Consider the following 19,286-nt stretch of genomic DNA (forward strand, 5'->3'; position numbering starts at 1 on the left):
GCGTCTCATATTTCGAGGCGGCGCGCGGGAAGTAATCCGAAACTGCAAAGTTTTATCAAAGGTCTAACCGTCATAACTTTAACGCTTGCAGCTGTATATTTTGTCAGGCGGTTTATAGGATGACCTTTTTTAGAGCACACTTTTTGAAGGGCGATGTGTAAATGATCTCGACAGCAGACATTATTGCGGCTTTCTTAGGGGCTAACCTTTATTTATTCGGCCGCCTTTTGGCGGGATACAAGGGCGATAAGGCTCTCTTTCGGTATTTGCGGTTTGCTGGAATTCTTATTTTACTTTTCAGTGTTGTAAAAATCGCATTTGGGTATTTTTCATGAGTTTTGACGTTAACGCCATACGCGAACAATTTCCGATCCTTTCGCGCGAGGTGAACGGTTATCCGCTGGCCTATCTCGATAATGCCGCGTCGGCGCAAAAGCCGCGTGCCGTGATTGACGCGCTGAGCCGCCAAATGGAAACGTCATATGCCAATGTGCACCGCGGTCTCCACACAATGGCCAATGAAACGACGGAAGGTTTTGAAGGGGCGAGGGAGAAAGTCGCAAAATTTCTGGGCGCGCCGTCGCCGGACAATATCGTCTTTACCAAAGGCGCGACCGAAGCGCTCAATCTGGCCGCTTACGGTCTGATGCACACGATTAAGCCCGGCGACGAAATTATCGTTACGCAAATGGAGCATCACTCCAATATTGTGCCTTGGCATTTTATGCGAGAACGTCTGGGCGCAGTTCTTAAATTTGTGCCGGTTCTTGAAAATGGCACGCTAGATATCGACGCTTTTAAGTCGATGTTCTCGCCCAAGACGAAAATCGTCTCGGTCGTTTATATGTCCAACGTGCTTGGCACAGTAAATCCGGTTAAGCAGATCGGAAAGTGGGCGCACGAGGCGGGCGCGACCTTTATTGTCGACGGCACGCAAGCCGCGGTTCACCAAAAGGTTGATGTTGTTGATATTGACGCTGACCTCTTTGCCATGACGGGACATAAGCTTTACGGCCCGACTGGAATTGGCGCGCTTTATGGCAAGACTGATAAGTTGGAGCGTATGCAGCCTTTTAACGGCGGCGGGGAAATGATTGAAGACGTCTTTGAAGACCGCGTCATCTATAATGAACCACCGCATAAGTTCGAAGCCGGAACGCCGCCAATTCTAGAGGCAATCGCTCTCGGTGCGGCAATTGACTGGGTTTCGCAATTTGATTTTGACGCCGTGCACAAACATGAAATGGCCGTTTATAACCATGCTCTGCAAGGGTTGCAGGAGATGAGTTCCTTCAAATTGCTAGGCGACGCGCCGGAGAAGGGGCCTGTTCTAGCGTTTAACCTTGAAGGTGCTCATGCCCATGATGTGGCCCAGATACTGGATAAATACGGGGTCGCCGTGCGGGCCGGGCAACATTGTACGCAGCCGCTTATGGAACGGTTCGAAATTCACGGCTCCGTGCGGGCGAGTTTTGGGATTTACAACTCAATAGACGAGGCCGACCGACTGATTGCAGGTCTGAATAAGGCGAGCCTCTTTTTATCCTAGTCGAAAAGGACTATATAGGAGTCGAAATGGAAAACATGACTGACAGACAGCGCGAGGCGGAAGCCTTGGCGAACTCTCAAATTCCCGGAATGACGTCCGAGAATGAAAAGGGCAGTGCGACTGAAGCGCCTGCGAAGAAACGCGACGTAATGGACGTTTCTGGCGCGCCAACGACAAAACCGACTGACGCCGAAATTGCGACCATCACACATGACGTGATTGAACAGCTCAAGTCCGTTTATGACCCGGAAATTCCGACGGATATCTACGAGCTTGGCTTGATTTACAAGGTCGAGCTAGAAGACGATCGGCTGTTAAACGTCACGATGACCCTGACAGCACCTGGCTGTCCCGTGGCCGGAGAAATGCCGTTATGGGTGCGTGATGCCTGTCTCGCTGTAGATGGCGTTCGTGACGTAGATGTACACATGACATTTGACCCGCCTTGGACGCCTGACCGGATGTCCGATGAAGCGAAACTTGAATTGAATATGTTATGAGCAAAGTTCTCACAAAAACCCGTACCCGTCGCCCGCGTCCGAAACTTGTGACACTGACAGATGCAGCGGCTGAACAGGTGAAATCTATTCTCGCCGAACGCGATCAAGGCTATCTGCGCGTTGGCGTCAAAAATGGCGGCTGCGCCGGCATGGAATATATGATGGATTATGTTCCCGAAATCGAGAAATTTGACGAAGTCGTCGAAGATAATGGCGTGACTATTGTCGTCGATGCAAAGGCGGTCCTGTTCATCTTAGGCTCTGTTATTGACTATGAAGTTGATATCCTGTCGGCGAAATTCACTTTCAAAAACCCGAACCAGACCGATGCGTGTGGATGCGGAGAGAGTGTGACGATTACACCTGCTGAGTTTTAATGGTCGACAAAAAAGATGAGATTATAAAACGCTAAAGATGAGATTATAAAACGCTTTCAACTTCTGAAATATTTATACGGAGAGTTAGCAATCGTTGCATTGGGCTTAGGCGTTTTTACAACAGCCCCGAAAGCAATTTTTTTCTTAATTGTATTTGCCTGTCTGCTTATAATTCATTTTCTGTTTTCAAAGCTGTTTAACTCTCATGGCAGTGATTATTCAGGCCGTCGGCAGAATGTTAAAAACTATGGACCTCCGGGTATCATAGCATTTTGCGGCTTGTTGATCGCTTTAGGGGGTGGGCTATTGGCGTTTTATGGCTTTCACCGTAATTTTTGGTCAACGATGATGATAGCTTTAGGGTCTAATTGTCTATTTTTCTTTTTATATTCGTTCAAACATATCGAAAATTTAAAAAGAGAGCTGAAATTCTTATTGCTTAGGTCGTCAATTTTCTAAATGCCTCTACTGCTTTTTAAACAATAATTTAGGCACCTCAGCCAGCTATTTGCGGCTATCAAGGATTATAGATTCGCATGGAGGCTGTATGAACGCGCGATCCCTGACGATCCCGAAAAGCTGGAAAACGCTAAGTTTCGGGAGTCTTTTTTCTGCTGTCATTTATCCTGTTCTAGGGTTGGCACTTTTAGTTACGCTTATTCTGGTGGGCTTATTAGTCCAGAGCCTGGATATGGTGTGGTGGTATTTGCCATTGGGGCTCGCCGTCGTGGCTCTGTCTATCTTTGTTTGTAATGCAGGCATCGGGCCGCTGCACCGAATTATGCAGCACAAGGCCGGGGAACTTCGGGCGCCGGCTCAAATTCTCACTATGCTCAACCTCGTCATCGCCATGCAGGGAACCGTGCGCGAATGGGTCAATTATCACAGCCAGCATCATAGCTTTGCGGACAAGCCAGGCGACCCCCACAACCCGTTTGAGGGAAAGTTCTGGGCGTGGATAGGCTGGATCCTGTGGCGGGATGAAAATGACAATCGTCGTCCCATGGCTTTGTGGCTTCGGCAAAATCCGATCGTGGTCTGGATGGATCGGTTTTATCATTCGATTTCGCTCATTGTCCATTTAGCCATTCCCGCGGTTATATACCTTATTGTCTGGATGAGCGGCGGGTCTCTTATTCTGACCGGAATCTTACATGGCTGCGTCATCATTGGGCGGGCAATTCAGTTCCACGCCACCACTTATGGCATTAACGTATTAGGACACCTCTCAACTCCGAAATGGGCGGATTACGCCATGGCGCTTTTGACAGGCGGGGAAGCCTTTCACGATCACCACCATGATGAGCCGCAATCCGCGCTGCATTTGCCGCGCAAAGGGTTCTGGAACCGGGTTTTCGATTATAATGGGACGATATTGCTGGTATTTGAAAAATTGGGGTGGGTCAAAGATTTAAAAATCGCTCCACGATTTGCTTGATAGATTTTGACAGGGATTGCCTGAACAGGGAGGGTCATCAAAAATATAAATGTAACCTTGACGTTACAATACGGGCTCTTTATATGTAACCTATACGTTACACAAAGGAGCTCTCATGGCAAAGGTTGAAAATACAGAAAATTTATCACGGCAGAGGGCGCTGATCCTCATGTTTCTCGGCTCGACCTATCTCGTTTGGCAGGTGCCAAGTATGGATTGGATCGCAGATGCAAACTCGGCCACACGGAGCTGGGCGGATAACATCGCCGATGCTGGTCAAATTTTATGGGCTTTAGCGTTACTGGTCTTAGTGGTCAGAGGAAAACGGATGTTCAAACGCTTGTCTTCGTCCGCTCAGGCCGTCTTGGAAGATGACCTCGTGAAAGCACACCGCAATACATCACTAAAAATAGGTTACCTCATCTTGATGATGGCCATTTTAGGTTTGTTCCTTATGACCCGCTTCATCCCAATGACAGGCAGCGACATGTCACGGCTGATTATGGCCATAGGCGTTGCCACCCCGCTCTATACTTTTGCCTTTTTGGAACTTCACGGTGCCTAATCATCCCGAGCTCGTGAATACTTTAACCCAATACCGCAAAGCGGCCGGGCTGACTCAGAGCGACTTGGCAGACAAAGTCAGCGTGAGCCGGAAGACGATCAATACGGTAGAAAACGGGGTGTTTGTCCCAACGACAATTTTATCCTTAAAATTGGCCCGGGCATTGGAAGTTAGCGTCGAAGATCTCTTCCAACTTCCGTAACGCGTTCCGGCTATAAAAAAGCCCCGCATTAGCGGGGCTTAAAGTAACTATGCTTAGCTAAACTTACGCAGCAGATTCCTGCTTTTTCTCTTCTTTGGGTTTTCGTTCATTAAAATCTTCAAGCATTTCTTTCTCTTCGGATTTCTTGAAGAGTTTCTTGGCCTTTGGAAAGAACCCGGCTTCCTCTTCATCGACGTGATGGATAACCTTGTGAGCGAGTTTCTCGAATTTCTTCAGCCATAGATCTTCAGATTGATCCATGATGTCTAATTCCGAGATCATTTCGTGCATTTCTTGATGCTCTTCGACCGCATGGCGCGTTTCGTCTGTGCCGTCAGGGTCTCGCATCAATTCTGAATAAAAAGCTTGCTCTTCAGCTGAAGCGTGAGCTTCCAGTTCGACCTTTAGATCTCTCCAAAGTTCAGAACGATTCTTCGACCCGTTCTGGGTCTTTTTGATTTTCTCTATCAGGTCGCGTTGTTTGTCGTGATCTTTTTCAAGTCTAGTATAAATTGACATGTCTACTCCTCTAAATATCTGCTTGCGAAAAGAACGGGCAGAGAAGGGCGTAGTTCCCAAAATCACGAAATATTAGACTTACCCTTCAATATAGCCTTTGGCTTCTGTTGCAGCGAGCATGGCTTCTTGAAGCTTCTCAAAAGCACGCCCTTCGATTTGGCGAATCCGTTCTCGGCTGACGTCATAAATCCCGGCTAAATCCTCTAATGTCATAGGCTCGTCAGAAAGTTTTCGCTTCATGATAATGTCGCGCTCCCGATCATTTAAGTCGGCCATGGCTTCGTGGAGAAGCTCCATACGCTCATCATGTTCCTGGGATTGACCCAATTCTTCTTCTTGGGAATCTGCCTCGTCTTGCAACCATTCCTGCCATTCGGCGGTCCCATCATCGCCGCCGATAGTTACATTCAAAGACGCATCCCCCCCTCCGGACATACGACGGTTCATCGAGTGAACCTCATCCACCTTCACATTGAGGGTTGTTGCTATCTTCTCGACATGTTCAGGCGTGAGGTCACCGTCTTCAACTGCCTTCATTTCGCCCTTCAAGCGTCTGAGATTAAAAAATAATTTTTTCTGCGCGGCGGTTGTGCCCATTTTAACAAGTGACCAAGACCGCAGGACGTATTCCTGAATAGCGGCGCGAATCCACCACATTGCATAAGTAGAGAGACGAAAACCCTTGTCCGGATCGAACTTCTTGACTGCTTGCATAAGGCCCACATTGCCTTCGGAAATGACTTCTCCGATAGGAAGGCCGTATCCCCGGTACCCCATAGCAATTTTTGCCACTAATCTAAGATGGGAGGTTACCATCCTCTCCGCAGCCTCTGTGTCGCCGCGTTCCGTCCAGCGCTTAGCGAGCATGAATTCCTCATCGCGCTCTAGCATTGGAAACTTACGGATTTCTTGTAAATAGCTATTCAGGCCCTGTTCTGGAGACAAAGCCGTAGAAAGGCTTAAATTGCCTGTATAGGCCGCGTCGCCTTTGCTTGGATCGGTCGTGTCTTTGCCGGCTGGTAATGTGGTTTTGGCATCCGCCATTTAGGGCTCCCAGTAGAGAAATTGAGGCTTACATATAAGATACGCAAATGGCGTTTAAAGGTTCAAAGGCGATTAATTGACGAACGCTTTTCCATTCGCTTGGATTACCCTCTCTCTAAACCCGAAAGCGCTTCATATAAGCTTAGCATATCAGGGGGCAGATCAGCATCAAATGTCATCAACTCTTTTGTGAGCGGGTGAAGAAATCCGAGATGTTTGGCGTGCAGAGCCTGTCTTTTGAATACGAAGATCGCTTCTCTCAGCGCGGCTTCGTCTGGTTTGTTGGCCGTCAGGAAACCGCGCTGGTTTCCATATAATGGGTCACCTAGAAGCGGGGCATTAATGGCGGCCATGTGAACCCGGATTTGATGAGTGCGTCCCGTTTCCAACTGACAGTCTAGCTGACTGACCTTAGGGGTGCCAATAGCGGCATGGGCTTTTTGGCCAAATCCTTTTACATATTTGTAGTGCGTTATTGCATGACGGCCATGCTCCGACATATCGATGGCGCCTAGAGTCCCCCTAACAACGGCTTGTTTTTTTCGATCGGTAGCAGACCTTGCCAAGCGACTCTCAACCGTTCCGGAGCGCGGTTTCGGCGCGCCCCTCACAAAACAGGTATAGACCCGTTCAATCGTATGTTTAGCAAATTGCTTTGAGAGATAGCGATGCGCCCGATCCGTTTTTGCCACGACTAAAAGCCCGGATGTGTCCTTGTCCAATCTGTGAACAATCCCGGGACGCATCACTCCGCCAATACCGGAAAGCGTATCTTTACAATGATAAAGTAGTGCGTTCACTAGGGTCGCGGAACGGGAGCCGGGGGCCGGATGCACCGTCATTCCCGCGGGTTTGTTGACAACTATGAGTTGGTCATCCTCAAAAACGATATCAAGAGCGATGTCTTCAGGGGTCGGCGTGTCGTCCACCAATGCCGGAACGAGGAGGGCGTATTCGTGCTCCGCTTTAACTTTGTGTGTCCCGCTGGTCAGTATGTCCCCATCTATTCTAACATGACCCGCTTGGAGAAGGTCTTTGACGCGAGAACGGGAAAGGCCTGTCCAGTTGCTAAGCCATTTATCCAATCGCTCTCCGGCCACATCCGATGTGGCCTCTAGCGATTGCCAGCGGGGTTTATCAGAAGAAATAGGAGTGGGCCGATCAGTCATAAAAAGGGTTTATACGCTTGTGGCTAATTCGCAACACTCCATTGAAATCAATCAACATTGGACTTGCGTTGATTCAGAGCTTTCGATAGCAATTAAATTAATTATCGGTCATCTGAATCGATATAATGTTCCAACAATAAGGATCCGGGAAACATGTTTAAGAAATCACTTCTTATCAGTGGTGCAACGCTTCTTGCCACTACAATTGCCGCGCCAGCTTACGCGCAAGTCGACGATGAAATTATCGTAACGGCAACGAAGCGAACACAAACTCTTCAAGAAACCCCTGTTGCAGTAACTGTGACCTCATCTGATACAATTGAGAAAGCACAAATTCTTGATGTTAAAGACCTTCAATCCGTTGTTCCGACATTTCGTGTTTCACAACTTCAGAATACGGCCAATACAACGCTGACTATCCGCGGTTTCGGTAACGGCGGCAACAATTACGGCATCGAGCCGGCAGTTGGACTTTTCATCGACGGAGTATATCGCTCTCGCGCCGCAGCGCAGATTAGTGACCTTCCAGCGCTTGAGCGTGTTGAAGTCCTTTCCGGCCCTCAGTCTACCTTATTTGGTAAAAACGCGTCTGCCGGTGTTGTCAGCATTGTGACTGAAAAGCCTCAGTTTGAAACTCAGGGCTATGTTGAAGGCGGATACGGCAATTACAACCAGAATTATGCTAAGGGATATATTACTGGGGCCGTTGCTGAGAACGTTGCTGTAAGCTTAGGCGGCGGTTATCAAAAACGTGACGGATACTTTGACAACACTGGCGGCGGCGGCGATGAGCTCAATAATGTTGACCGCTTCAACCTTCGCGGGCAGATTTTATGGGAGCCGACCGACGCGCTTTCTGTTCGTTTGATTGGTGATTTAAGTGATTTGTCAGAAAATTGCTGCGGCACAGGCGTCGCGATTGAAGGCCCTCTCGGCGCGGGTCAACCGACTGCCGGACAAGTTATTGCTTCATTAGGTGGGCAGCAACCGTCCGCCAATAACCAATTCTCCTATCAAACATTTACGAATAGCGAGACATTGAACCAGATCACGGATAGCGGTTTCTCGGGTCAAATCGATTATGATTTTGGCAATATGACGCTGACATCCATTACGGCAATTAGGAAGACGGATTCGTCTTTTGTAAGTGACTCAGATTTCAACTCTCTCGACCTTTTGGCCGATACGAACCAAGAAAACATTCTTGATACATTTACCCAAGAAATTCGTTTGTCATCCAATGGCGGCAACCGTCTGGAGTGGATGATCGGCGGCTATTACTTTGACGAAACAATTGAGCAGGAATCTGGACTAATCTACGGTGAAGACCTCCGGAGCTACCTTGATATATTATCAGGTGGACAATTAGGCGGCATAGAGCAAATTCTTGGTTTTGCTCCAGGCACGTTCTTTGCAGATGAGACAGCAATTATTGAGAACTCCCGTCAGGAAGACAAAGCCTATTCAGCCTTTGGTACGCTTGACTTTAATGTTACAGACCGGCTTACTCTGACGGTAGGCGGTAACTATACTAACGATGAAAAAAATGTCTCAGCCAGCGCGGTTAATGGCGACGTCTTTAGTAATCTGGATTTCCAAGGTGCTGACGGCGTTCAAGTTGTCTCAACAACTGTCTTCTTAAATGGTCAAGCGCCTATACCAGGGGTTCTTCCAGGGGGAATTCCAAGCTTTATGGCCGCTTTCGGTCTCCCGCCAACCCCAGAGAATATAAACTTAATCGCAAGCGGCGGCGCTGGTATGGCAGCGCAAGCAGCGTTTGGTCAGTATAATGCTGGTGTTCAAGCTTTCTCACAAGCTGCCGTTTCTAATCCAGCTACGAACCCGCTTGCTCCATTGTTTGCATTACAGTTCCAGCCTCAGTTCGTGGACTTTCCGAACTCTGTTGAAGAAGGCCGTACGCAGGATGACGACTTTACCTATACGTTGAAGGCAGCATATGAAGTCAGTGATAACCTCAATGTTTATGGTAGTTACGCTACTGGATTTAAAGCATCGTCTTGGAACCTGACCCGTGACTCTCGTCCATTCATTGAAGATGCCGCAGCGCTACAGGCGGCTGGGTTATTGCCGAATAATTACGTGCCTTCAACAGGACGTAATTTCGGGACACGCTTCTCTAACCCAGAGACTGTGGAAGTCTTTGAAATCGGTTTGAAAGCCCGATTTGAAAGAGGCGCCATAAACATCGCTCTCTTCGATCAAACAGTTGACAATTTCCAGTCAACAATCTTCCAAGGCACAGGTTTTGTTCTGGCTAATGCCGGAGCGCAGTCCACTCAGGGCATCGAGTTTGACTCAACCTTCACGCCTTTTGATCCATTAACATTGACTCTTGGCGCGGTTATTCAAGATCCGGTTTATGACTCATTTGTAGGTGCGCCAGGGCCGAATGGAACGACAGTCGACCTGTCTGGTGAAAAACCTGCTGGTATTAATGAGATCGCTCTAACGGCGTCAGCGACTTACACGCACCAATTTGAAAACGGCATGTCAGCCTATATTCGCGGTAACTATCAGTATGAAGATGAAGTGCAGATCGTTGACAACATTGCAGGCCTGACACGGGATACGCAATTGTTTAACGGCTCACTCGGCTTTGACTTCGATAATGGTGTAGAACTTCGTTTCTGGGGACGTAATCTGTTCAACCATGAAACATACACAAGTGCTTTCCCAGGTGTAGTTCAAGCTGGCACGGTTAATACTTATCCGAACCAGCCACGGACTTACGGCGTGGCTGCTCGGTACAGCTTCTAAAGACGTCTGTTCTACGGAATGAGAAACCGGGCCTCGTGCCCGGTTTTTTTGTGTTCAACGTTATTACCAGAAACTACTTTTAGGTAATCGGCGGAGCTAAAATGATGTCTATACCAAGCAACTGAGGAGATAGAGTTTTCCATCTGTCGTGTTTAGACGGTTTCGAATCGCATCCCGGTTCATGATTTCCGGATTAATAGAGTCCGAAAGACGTTCCCGATAGTGATGGGCCGCTTCCGCGAACCCTTCATGGGTTTGGGTTGCGGCTGAAATTTCCTCGGCAAGGTGAGGGACGCGCCGCCAAAGAACGGTTGAAATAGTTTCTGACTTCATGACGATAGCATTCGCTGCGTCGAGAACCGTTCCGTGATTAAGGCCATCATCAAGATCAATGCCAAGGTGACCTATCCAGAGATCGAAGGGCCGGGGCGCCTCCGGATACGCTGCGGCATCCGGCGCGGAAACATCGTGATGTATATCGTCTGGGTTCAAACCTCTTTTGTTCAAACCGTCTTTGTTTAAATCTTCGGCGCTGTCAGGACTATCGAACCCGCCCATCATATCGCGCCAACGCCAAGGTGATTTCTCTTTTGGCTTTGCGCGGCCGAATAAAGGAGCGGATTCCGTCACGGGCTTAACAACGTCCGCATCCCCAGACTGCGCGTCATGTGCTTCGACCTCTGGAAGTGGAATAGACATATCAGCCTCTAAATCCAACGGGTCTAGTTCCAAATCATATGGGTAAGAAGAGGAGTCCGGGGCGTTAGGAAGGTCTTCTTCAAGTGGTCGCAGATGCAATCGTTCGGAGGAAAGTTTTTCCGAGGGTTTGGTAGAGGCTACAGGATTATTATTCTCTACTTTTCCTTTGAGGGTCTGAACCGCCTCAATACCGGCCGAAATTTCTTGGAGACGTTTTAAGCGCGCTTCGATTTCTTGAAGAGTTTTTTCTGCCTTTTCCTGACTTGCCGAGACAGAGTCTTCTGCCTGCTTTATGATTTCGCGGGTGGAGTTTTGACGTTCGGTCAGACCTGAATTGAGGTCTTGAAACTTTTCTGAAAGTAGGTCGCTAGCGGATTTAACTTCTGCGCGCAGCGCGTCGGTTGCATCTACACTTTTGCTGATAACGCCAAAGAGTTCGTCTTTCGCAGCATCTGCTGAGTCCGAGAGGGAAGACAGCAGGGGCATTCGGGATTCTAAAGTTTCAGATAGGCGAACGTTTTGCGACTGCAAATTTGAAATTTTTTGTGTCAAAGCTTCGACATGACCTTTGAGCTTGTCTGAAATAACGATAGACCTTTCTTCCGTATCAGAGAATTTTTCGGTCATTGACGTCAAACGAGCTTCGGACTCCGAAATGAAACTATCAAAAGCACGACTTTTATCTTCCAATTTCTGACCGGCTTCGTTCAGACTAAGCGTAGCGTGATCCATTATTTCGGAGAGGGAGTGTTTTTGCTCTTCTAAGGTTTTTTCCGTTTGCTGAAATTTTTCTTCGGCAATCTTCATCATCGACTCTAGCGCCCTCCGTTGTTCTATCAGACTTTGCTCAAGTGTCTGGTTTGTGGAGAGGAGAGAGGAGGACGCTTCATTTAAGGTTATTGAATGAGCCTGAGCCATATCGCGAGTAGCTTCAAATCGATCCGCCAAAACAGTCATTTCGTTATCAAGGCTATTTATTTGCCCGCGAATGGCTTCGGCGAGAGTTTTTGCTTGCTCTGCTGATGATTGGTCGGCCTGTAACAGCCTCTCACTCGCATAAGAGAGACTATCGGCTCTGGCGCTCACTTGACCTAATTTAGAGACCGCCATGCAAAACATTAGCAAAGCCAAAGCAGGAAAGAGAATGATAAGCCCGCTAATTGTAAGGCCAATCGGCGTGAACAAACCCACCGTGTTCGAAGGCTGCAAAAATAGAAATGAAGCGCTAAGCCCGCTCCATAGAATAGCTAGTATAATTCCGATCCAAATAATCCAACGTCTACTTTGTTGATCTTTCTGAGGTGTAGGCATTGGGGAAGTGCGGTGAACAAAAGCCGGGTATGTCTCTGCGCCTGAGGTAGCAGGCGAGGACGGAGATGTTTTTGAGGCCGAATCCTGCTCGTCCGGATCAATACTCAGAATTTTTTTTGAAATGTCTGACACGCACACCTCTTTATTAAAATTGTCCGAATATCGTCTTAACGGAATATAGAGTGAAAAACTGTATCAGTTTCCCTTGTCAGGGGAAAGCGGCGAAGACCGATACGCCCCAAAGTGAAAAATGGGGTGGGCTGTGCTCTCCGAAAAACGAAATAATTCCGCGCTTCGGCGTGAGGTACTCGCTTGGCTGCAATCAGGCCTGGAGCAGAAAGACGGGCGATTGGCCCTGTTTGACGGCACAGGGCAGCGTGTCAGCGCGTCTATTCAAAGAGCTGCGATTGCTCAGGGATGGGCCGAAGGCTGGTTTGCCAATCCAATGCGGCCGGATTGGATGGTGTGCCGGCTTACGCCGCTCGGACGACAGGTTTTGGCCGAAGGGCGTAAAGCGCGATAAGGATGATCGCCAAGGTTAAAATCGTGAAAACGCTGTCGAGACCCGGACTGGCCTGAATTTGAAAAATCGACGGTGTCGGCAGAACCGAATTTTCATAATTAACAAAAACGGCGGCAAACGTGTTGTTTGCGGCATGAACGCCAATGGCTGATTCCAAACCATCATCCATCCAGACTAATAAACAAGCCGCAAATCCGAAAAAGAAATAGCTGCTCATCACAATTGGCAAAATGCCGGCTTCTGCGCCTGACAAAGCTTCAGGGTTTGCAAGGTGCATGGCCATAAAGAGCAGGCTGGTCAGGATAAAAGCCACCCATTTATTACGGGTCAGATTTTCAACGGCCTGATTCAAATACCCTCGAAAGACAATTTCTTCTGTAGCGGACTGAAGGGGGATAAAGGCAAGAGAGATCGCCGCGTAAACAAAGAAACGCGTCGCATCAAAGGTAAAGGTGAGCGGCGTTATCCCAAAGGCGTTCAAACCAAATGCCAAAACGCCCAAAACAACCCAAGTGACAACAATGGCTTGAAACGCCCGGGCGAACCGAAATTTAGAAAATGCGGTATGCAAGGACAGGATGGTTCGTTTGTGGATGAACTTTTGCCCAATATAAAGCATTACCAGAGATGCAGGAAAGGTCAATAAAATCAAGGCATAAGACAAAGGGCTTAGCGCGAGTAAGCGGTTCAGCACATCTGTGCTTTCTGGGGAGGACGCCAGAGGAGACAAAAGGAATAAACATAAAAACGATCCGGCTATGGCGATCCCGCCTGCAATGCCAAACCCTTTTGAACTATTATTCTTGGTAGTCAGGGCAATGAGAGAAAATATAAGACCGAATGCCGTTGTGACAAGAAACCCCAAAGCGGCGAGCCCAATAACCGCCATGTTGACGTCATCGAAAGCAGTGGCCGAAGCTTCAAGAAAAGCCTGGCCCAATTCCGGGTCGATTTCTTGGGCGATCGGAAGTAGCGGGCTGGTTAGAAAGAGCTGGGCGAGAATCCAGCCCAAAAGCGTCAGCCAGAAAACAAAAATCCAGCTCCACCAGTTGGAGACACCATGAAGTCGGGTGTTTCTAAAATATTGCATGAAGGACTCGAAAAATAGCTGTTTCGAATCTTATATGCCGTTAAACTGCCGAAATGACAAACACTCCTTCAGAGATGGAAGCGGAAATCGATTTCGACCATCTGAACCTTTATGTTCAGGGGGATATAGACCTCACGCGTGAGGTTTTTGGGTTGTTCAAACACCAGACTGAAATGTGGGGCAGAGCGCTTACTCCAGGCGCTGATGATGACACATGGGCGTCGGTTGTACACTCTTTAAAAGGGTCCGCGCGTGCGGTCGGGGCGCGAGCCTTGGCCGAAAGGTGCGAGCGCGCAGAAACATTGACAGGCGAAACTAAGACGGCTGGGGCGCGCCAAGTCGCAGTTCAAGATATCGAGTTTCGAATATCAAGAACCTTGGCAGAAATTCAACGCTGGGAATATCGTCAAACTTTGAACGATATGCGGCGAAGTTAGGCTTAATAATTTCTTCGGGCGAAATCCGCCTCGCCTTGGCGCAAAACTTCCGTTAAAAAACCCGTAAATTGTCAAACACGTGACACAGTTCAGACATGAACTCTCGTTAATTAAAGACAACTAACAAAGGGTGCCTCATGCAAAGCAAGTTATTAGGGATTTTCGCGACACTGGCTGGGATCGGGGCTTTCGCTCTGGCAGGATGGGCAGGCTATGTATTTTACCCTGCAGGCGGAATAGGCGGAGACATTCCTGCATCAAGCACGAGATCAAGCTCTGCTGGGATTGAAGTTCAACCCGTTACAGATGGCAAACCGCAGTCAGAAATTGAGGCGCAAACCGATGATCCCACGACCTCGATTTTTCGGTATATGCGTTGGTATCCCGATGAAACCGCCAATGGCCGATTAAATGCCTGTCTGGAATTCAATCGCCCAGTTGCCCAAGAACAAGAAGTCGAACTCCGCCCTTATATCGATATTGCTCCGGAGACCGCGGTAGCGCTGTCTGTTCGCGGAAAATCGCTCTGTGTCGGGGGACTGTCGTTTGATACCGAATATAATTTGACCCTGAAGGAGGGTTTGCCGTCGAATAAGTCGGATCTCGTTCTCGGGGCAGATCAAAATGTGACCGTGTCATTTGGGGATAAACCCGCCTTTATCGGCTTTACCGACAACGGAATTATTCTGCCTAAAACCAACACAGGCGGCCTTTCCATAGAAACGGTTAATATTGATACACTCGACATAACTGTTGAGCGGGTCAACCACCGCATCCTGAGCCAGACAGAACCAAATGCCGGGTCTCAATCTCTGGAAGGGGAGTATAGCTATGGCTATGAGGCTTGGGATGAAAAGGTTGAGGTTTGGTCGGGCGAACTGGACGTAGCGAACGAGTCCAATACTGCCGTAAAAACCATTTTCCCGCTCCAGCAAATTACCAAAGACTTAGATTATGGGGCCTATATTGTTACGGCCAAGCGCGCGACGGAAAAGGAAAATGACAACCGCGTTGCCCAAGCTTGGCGCTGGATTGTTTCCACAGATATGGCGCTGACGAGTTATACTGGCGCGGATGAAATGCATGTAAATGTTCGATCGCTGAAGACGGCAGAACTTGTGGGCAATGTTCGACTTGATCTGATCGCTCAAAACAATGACCTTTTGGGCTCTGTTGAGACAGGCCCTGATGGGCGCGCTTCTTTTCCATCCGCTTTGCTGCGCGGAGACGGCAATATAGCCCCGAAAATGGTGCTGGCTTATGGCCCGAATAATGATTTTGCTATGTTGGACTTGTCTCGTAGCCCGCTAGATATGACGGCCTATAACGTCGAGGGTCGGACGGCGCAAAGCCCGATTGATATTTTTGCTTACACGGAACGCGGGGTCTATCGTCCGGGAGAAACTGTTTACCTCACAGCGCTCTTACGTGGAGAAAAAGGCGAGGCCCGGTTTGACCGCCCGGTCAAGCTAACGCTCACAAAACCGGATGGAGGCATAGCCTTTGAGCAGACGTACCAAAGCCGGGATATGGCCGGCGCGCTCACGATTGATTACGAATTACCGGCGGATGCACCAAGAGGTGTCTGGACTATAGCTCTATCACCGGAGGGTATGGAGGCTGAAAAACGGGTTAGGTTTGATGTACAGGACTTTGTCCCGCAAAAACTTAAACTCGTTAGTAACATAACAGATGAGCGTTTAACGGCTGAGACGAAAAGCACTCTGATTTTACAAGCTGACTTTCTTTACGGCGCGCCAGGGGCGTCTCTTGAAGGAGAGGCTGAAGCCCGTATCCAGATCGAAAATGATCCCTTTGAGAATTATAAAGGCTTCAATTTTGGTGACACTCAAGAGACTTTCGAAGAGCGCATTGTTGAGATTGGCACGGGGGTCACGGATGAGAATGGGCGTTTGAGCCTGCCGGTTGATCTTTCAGGTCAGAGTATAGAGTCGAGTTACCCCCTTCGATTAATGGTGACCTCGGGTGTCGCAGAGCCGGGCGGCCGCTTTGTGCGCAAAACCCAATATGTGCCGTTACGGACGCAAGACAGTTATATCGGATTTAAAACAGGATTTGAGGGCGACTATGCGAGCCGCAATGCGCCCGTTAGTATTGACCTTGTGAATGTGTCTGCATCGGGCGAAGCCATTGATAGCGCGCTGAATTGGACCCTCTATGAGGAAATTCACGATTTTCAGTGGTATCGGGAAAATGGCAAGTGGCGTTATCGTAAGGATGTGTCAGACATTGCGCTTTTCGACGGCGTAATTGAGACAACTGGGACGCCAACTACTTGGTCAAGAAATCTGCCAAGTGGTCAATATCGTTTAGAGGCCACAGGGCCTGAAGGTCATAAAGCGGCATTCCGGTTTAATGTTGGATGGGCGAGGCCCGGTAGCGGAGTCGATGCGCCCGACCGCATTGTTATGGGCAAGGTCGAGGAAAAGGTCAGTCCCGGCCAAAGCGTGACGCTCTCAGTTAATTCGCCTTATGCAGGCGTTGGGGATTTCGTTATTGCAAATGAAACGGTCCAATCCATTCAGACTGTTGTTCTCCCGGAAGGGGAGTCAGACCTGACATTTATGTTCGACAAAAGCTGGGGCGACAGCGTTTATGCCATGCTGACACTCTACACGCCGGAAGATAAAGACGGAAAGTCCATTCAGCGCCGCGCGGCCGGAATGAGCTATATTGCTCTTGACCGTTCGGATCAGACTCTCGCTGTGACGTTTGAGGCAGATGAAATAATTGAACCCCGCCAGACCTATGAAGTAGCTGTTCAAGTCGCAAACATTCCAAGAGGAGAACAGGCCTGGGTTAGCCTGGCCGCTGTTGATGAAGGCATCTTGCAACTGACCCAATATGAAAGTCCCGATGCAGCTGAATACCTCTACGGCAAAAAAGCTTTCAGTCTGGATGTGCGTGATGATTATGCGCGGCTTTTAAACCCTAATCTTGGGACAGCTGCTATCCTGCCGCAGGGCGGGGACAGCCTTGGCGGGGCGGGCCTCAGCGTCGTTCCGACCCAAACTGTGGCGCTCTATCAGGGACCCGTTAAAGTTAAGGGCGGTCAAACCGTCATCGATTTGGAAATCCCTGACTTTCAGGGACAGATACGCCTTATGGCGACAGCTTGGTCAAAATCGGCTGCCGGCAGCGGAGAGCGAGATTTAACGGTGCGTGATCCTGTTCCGCTGACAGTCGGGCTACCGCGCTTTCTCGCCCCGAGCGACACAGGGATTGCAACAGTCAGTCTCGACAATCTGGATGGCCCTGTGGGAGATTACTCGGTCACAGCTATTTCAGAATTAACGTCTAAAGACGCGACGACTTTCAGCTTGGCTCGGGACGAGCGCCGGGACGTGACGATCCCGATCGCCGCTGATGGCTTGGGCGTCTCAGACTTTAACCTGAGTGTGGCAGGCCCCAACGGGTATGCCCGAAGTAATGCGCGGCAGATCGAGACACGTTCTCCTTATCGCCCCCAAGCCTTGAAACGTCTGACAGAGCTTGCACCCAACCAAAGTTATGCGCTTTCGTCTCTCAATCTGGATGGGTTTATCCCGGAAGCCACGGATGTAACCCTGTCGGTTTCCAACCTTCCGGGTCTTGACGCGCAGACTTATCTAAAGGCCCTGTCCATCTACCCCTATGGATGCACCGAACAAACGGCGAGTACGGCGATGCCGCTCCTCTTCGTCAATCAGCTCGGCGGGATTCAAGGCCTCAGTGACGAACAAAGACATGCCAGAATTGATTTGGCCATAAAACGGCTTGTTGCGCGTCAGGACGCGCAAGGCGCGTTTGGTCTCTGGCGAGTGAATGACGGTAATTCTTCGCCGTGGTTGCAAATCTATGTAACGGAGTTTCTCTTGCTCGCCAAAGAAAACGGACAATCGGTTCCTCAAGATGCATTAGACCGAGCTTTATCAGCTGTTCGTAAAATCTCAGAACCGAGCCGATATACAAATCTAAATCTGAACTTTAATTATGGCTGGAATAATTCCGGCGGTTTGGAACAAGACATTCGCCGATTTGAACGGGCCGCTTATGCACATTATGTTTTGGCTCTTGCCGATAAAGTGGATGTTCCGGACTTACGTTATTTGACCGACAACAATGCCAAAGAAATCAGCTCGCCTTTGGCTCTGACATATCTCGGCACGGCTTTATCAAAAATTGGCGACACTAGACGCGCCAATCGAATTTTTACCTTGGCACATGAACGGCGAGGCGGTTCAGGCAATCCAGACGATTATTACGCGTCGGATTTAAGAAACGCCGCGGCTATGATTGCGGTTGCGCAGAACTATATCGGAGCAGATAAAAATTCCGAACTCTTAAACTTTGTCGCCGCCGCCACCCAAGAGGCTCAATATTTAAACACGCAGGAGCAATCCTATCTTGTCCGTATGATTGCCTCATTGGATGCGGGACAAGGCGAGTTGTCATTGAAGACGCAGGGCGTAGATTTAACCAAATCGAAAACCTCCCACTCAGTTAATTTGGGAGGGCAGGCAATTTCTGAAAACCAGACTATCCAAAACATGGGTGACAAGCCTGTTTGGGTTTCGGCGACTCTTTCCGGCTTGCCGAACAGTGATCCTGGCGCCGTCGCTCAAGGTTATGATGTTGAAAAGCAGATGTTCTCTATGTCCGGGCAAATCACGAACCAAAACCAACTTGTAAAAGGCGAACGCGCTATCATCCGAGTGACCATTGATCCGGCCCAAAAACGGTCTGCCATGATCGTTCTTGCAGACCTTTTGCCAGCCGGAGTTGAGATTGAGTCTATTCTCTTGCCGGAAGAAGCTGGAGACACCGGCCCTTACCGATTCTTAGGCGATCTCACGGATTTGGATATGGCGGAGATGCGGGATGACCGCTTGGTCGCATCCGAACGCGTCAATCGCTGGGATGACGGTCAGATTTCTGTCGCCTATGTTGTGCGCGCTGTAACGCAGGGTGACTTCGTCTTTCCGGGCGCCGTTGCCGAGGATATGTATCGTCCGGAATTTAACGGTCGCACCGAAGCAAAAAGACTAATCATTCAAGGCCCTGGTAGCAATTAATGCGCCCCCG

The 19,286-nt window shown here is 49.1% G+C and carries 15 protein-coding genes; 10 read left to right on the forward strand and 5 right to left on the reverse strand.

Translation table 11 applies throughout. The features are described 5' to 3' along the window. Positions 1-331: 331 nt before the first annotated feature. The 6 genes from ACNA05_RS08360 to ACNA05_RS08385 all read left to right on the forward strand — a co-directional run bounded on the left by ACNA05_RS08360 (position 332) and on the right by ACNA05_RS08385 (position 4,631). Positions 332-1,549: an aminotransferase class V-fold PLP-dependent enzyme gene (locus ACNA05_RS08360; protein WP_415810997.1), complete on the forward strand. Its 1,218-nt coding sequence runs from the start codon at positions 332-334 to the stop codon at positions 1,547-1,549. 149 nt (positions 1,550-1,698) lie between these two features. Beyond that, positions 1,699-2,049 (forward strand): SUF system Fe-S cluster assembly protein, encoded by a 351-nt coding sequence (locus ACNA05_RS08365; protein ID WP_415811268.1) that lies wholly within the window; start codon positions 1,699-1,701, stop codon positions 2,047-2,049. Next, the gene (locus ACNA05_RS08370; protein WP_415810998.1) at positions 2,046-2,426 is read left to right on the forward strand and encodes a HesB/IscA family protein; all 381 of its coding nucleotides are present in this window, start codon (positions 2,046-2,048) and stop codon (positions 2,424-2,426) included. The genes ACNA05_RS08365 and ACNA05_RS08370 overlap by 4 nt, the downstream gene beginning before the upstream one ends. Positions 2,427-2,973: 547 nt before the next feature. Further along, on the forward strand, positions 2,974-3,864 hold the full coding sequence (locus ACNA05_RS08375; RefSeq protein WP_415810999.1) for a fatty acid desaturase family protein: 891 nt from the start codon (positions 2,974-2,976) through the stop codon (positions 3,862-3,864). A 115-nt stretch (positions 3,865-3,979) separates the two neighbouring features. After that, on the forward strand, positions 3,980-4,429 hold the full coding sequence (locus tag ACNA05_RS08380; protein ID WP_415811000.1) for a hypothetical protein: 450 nt from the start codon (positions 3,980-3,982) through the stop codon (positions 4,427-4,429). Next, positions 4,422-4,631: a helix-turn-helix transcriptional regulator gene (locus ACNA05_RS08385; protein WP_415811001.1), complete on the forward strand. Its 210-nt coding sequence runs from the start codon at positions 4,422-4,424 to the stop codon at positions 4,629-4,631. The genes ACNA05_RS08380 and ACNA05_RS08385 overlap by 8 nt, the downstream gene beginning before the upstream one ends. A gap of 63 nt (positions 4,632-4,694) precedes the next feature. On the opposite strand, the gene ACNA05_RS08390 is transcribed toward ACNA05_RS08385, so the two are convergent. The 3 genes from ACNA05_RS08390 to ACNA05_RS08400 form a co-directional block, all read right to left on the reverse strand. Beyond that, positions 4,695-5,150 (reverse strand): hemerythrin domain-containing protein, encoded by a 456-nt coding sequence (locus ACNA05_RS08390; RefSeq protein WP_415811002.1) that lies wholly within the window; start codon positions 5,148-5,150, stop codon positions 4,695-4,697. A 78-nt stretch (positions 5,151-5,228) separates the two neighbouring features. Beyond that, positions 5,229-6,194, reverse strand: a complete 966-nt coding sequence (gene rpoH, locus ACNA05_RS08395; protein WP_415811003.1) for an RNA polymerase sigma factor RpoH — start codon at positions 6,192-6,194, stop codon at positions 5,229-5,231. Between the two features lie 104 nt (positions 6,195-6,298). Beyond that, positions 6,299-7,363 (reverse strand): RluA family pseudouridine synthase, encoded by a 1,065-nt coding sequence (locus ACNA05_RS08400; protein WP_415811004.1) that lies wholly within the window; start codon positions 7,361-7,363, stop codon positions 6,299-6,301. 153 nt (positions 7,364-7,516) lie between these two features. On the opposite strand from ACNA05_RS08400, the gene ACNA05_RS08405 reads away from it, so the two are divergent. Beyond that, the gene (locus tag ACNA05_RS08405) at positions 7,517-10,141 is read left to right on the forward strand and encodes a TonB-dependent receptor (protein ID WP_415811005.1); all 2,625 of its coding nucleotides are present in this window, start codon (positions 7,517-7,519) and stop codon (positions 10,139-10,141) included. Between the two features lie 108 nt (positions 10,142-10,249). On the opposite strand, the gene ACNA05_RS08410 is transcribed toward ACNA05_RS08405, so the two are convergent. Then, complete coding sequence (locus ACNA05_RS08410; protein ID WP_415811006.1) at positions 10,250-12,283, reverse strand: coiled-coil domain-containing protein; 2,034 nt, start codon at positions 12,281-12,283, stop codon at positions 10,250-10,252. A gap of 118 nt (positions 12,284-12,401) precedes the next feature. Here ACNA05_RS08410 and ACNA05_RS08415 point away from each other — a divergent pair, with 118 nt between their 5' ends. Then, complete coding sequence (locus ACNA05_RS08415) at positions 12,402-12,674, forward strand: hypothetical protein (RefSeq protein WP_415811007.1); 273 nt, start codon at positions 12,402-12,404, stop codon at positions 12,672-12,674. Here the strand turns inward: ACNA05_RS08415 and ACNA05_RS08420 are convergent. Beyond that, positions 12,625-13,764, reverse strand: a complete 1,140-nt coding sequence (locus ACNA05_RS08420) for a CPBP family intramembrane glutamic endopeptidase (protein ID WP_415811008.1) — start codon at positions 13,762-13,764, stop codon at positions 12,625-12,627. The genes ACNA05_RS08415 and ACNA05_RS08420 overlap by 50 nt on opposite strands. Positions 13,765-13,817: 53 nt before the next feature. Between ACNA05_RS08420 and ACNA05_RS08425 the strand changes: the two genes are divergently transcribed. Continuing rightward, positions 13,818-14,201, forward strand: coding sequence for an Hpt domain-containing protein (locus ACNA05_RS08425; RefSeq protein ID WP_415811009.1), 384 nt, complete (start codon positions 13,818-13,820; stop codon positions 14,199-14,201). Positions 14,202-14,338: 137 nt separating this feature from the next. Continuing rightward, a complete protein-coding gene (locus tag ACNA05_RS08430; RefSeq protein ID WP_415811010.1) occupies positions 14,339-19,276 on the forward strand; it encodes an alpha-2-macroglobulin family protein in 4,938 nt (1,645 codons plus the stop codon). The last annotated feature ends 10 nt before the right edge of the window (positions 19,277-19,286 follow it).

This window comes from Litorimonas haliclonae, from assembly GCF_965138505.1.
In the GTDB taxonomy this organism is placed as follows: domain Bacteria; phylum Pseudomonadota; class Alphaproteobacteria; order Caulobacterales; family Maricaulaceae; genus Litorimonas; species Litorimonas haliclonae.

Excerpts from the sequence above, each read along its gene's own strand:
- ACNA05_RS08400 (WP_415811004.1), bottom strand. The coding sequence starts at position 7,363 with ATGACTGATCGGCCCACTCCTATTTCTTCTGATAAACCCCGCTGGCAA.
- ACNA05_RS08425 (WP_415811009.1), top strand. The coding sequence starts at position 13,818 with ATGACAAACACTCCTTCAGAGATGGAAGCGGAAATCGATTTCGACCAT.
- ACNA05_RS08430 (WP_415811010.1), top strand. The coding sequence starts at position 14,339 with ATGCAAAGCAAGTTATTAGGGATTTTCGCGACACTGGCTGGGATCGGG.
- ACNA05_RS08420 (WP_415811008.1), bottom strand. The coding sequence starts at position 13,764 with ATGCAATATTTTAGAAACACCCGACTTCATGGTGTCTCCAACTGGTGG.
- ACNA05_RS08405 (WP_415811005.1), top strand. The coding sequence starts at position 7,517 with ATGTTTAAGAAATCACTTCTTATCAGTGGTGCAACGCTTCTTGCCACT.
- ACNA05_RS08365 (WP_415811268.1), top strand. The coding sequence starts at position 1,699 with ATGGACGTTTCTGGCGCGCCAACGACAAAACCGACTGACGCCGAAATT.
- ACNA05_RS08380 (WP_415811000.1), top strand. The coding sequence starts at position 3,980 with ATGGCAAAGGTTGAAAATACAGAAAATTTATCACGGCAGAGGGCGCTG.
- ACNA05_RS08370 (WP_415810998.1), top strand. The coding sequence starts at position 2,046 with ATGAGCAAAGTTCTCACAAAAACCCGTACCCGTCGCCCGCGTCCGAAA.
- ACNA05_RS08390 (WP_415811002.1), bottom strand. The coding sequence starts at position 5,150 with ATGTCAATTTATACTAGACTTGAAAAAGATCACGACAAACAACGCGAC.
- ACNA05_RS08415 (WP_415811007.1), top strand. The coding sequence starts at position 12,402 with ATGGGGTGGGCTGTGCTCTCCGAAAAACGAAATAATTCCGCGCTTCGG.
- rpoH (WP_415811003.1), bottom strand. The coding sequence starts at position 6,194 with ATGGCGGATGCCAAAACCACATTACCAGCCGGCAAAGACACGACCGAT.
- ACNA05_RS08360 (WP_415810997.1), top strand. The coding sequence starts at position 332 with ATGAGTTTTGACGTTAACGCCATACGCGAACAATTTCCGATCCTTTCG.
- ACNA05_RS08375 (WP_415810999.1), top strand. The coding sequence starts at position 2,974 with ATGAACGCGCGATCCCTGACGATCCCGAAAAGCTGGAAAACGCTAAGT.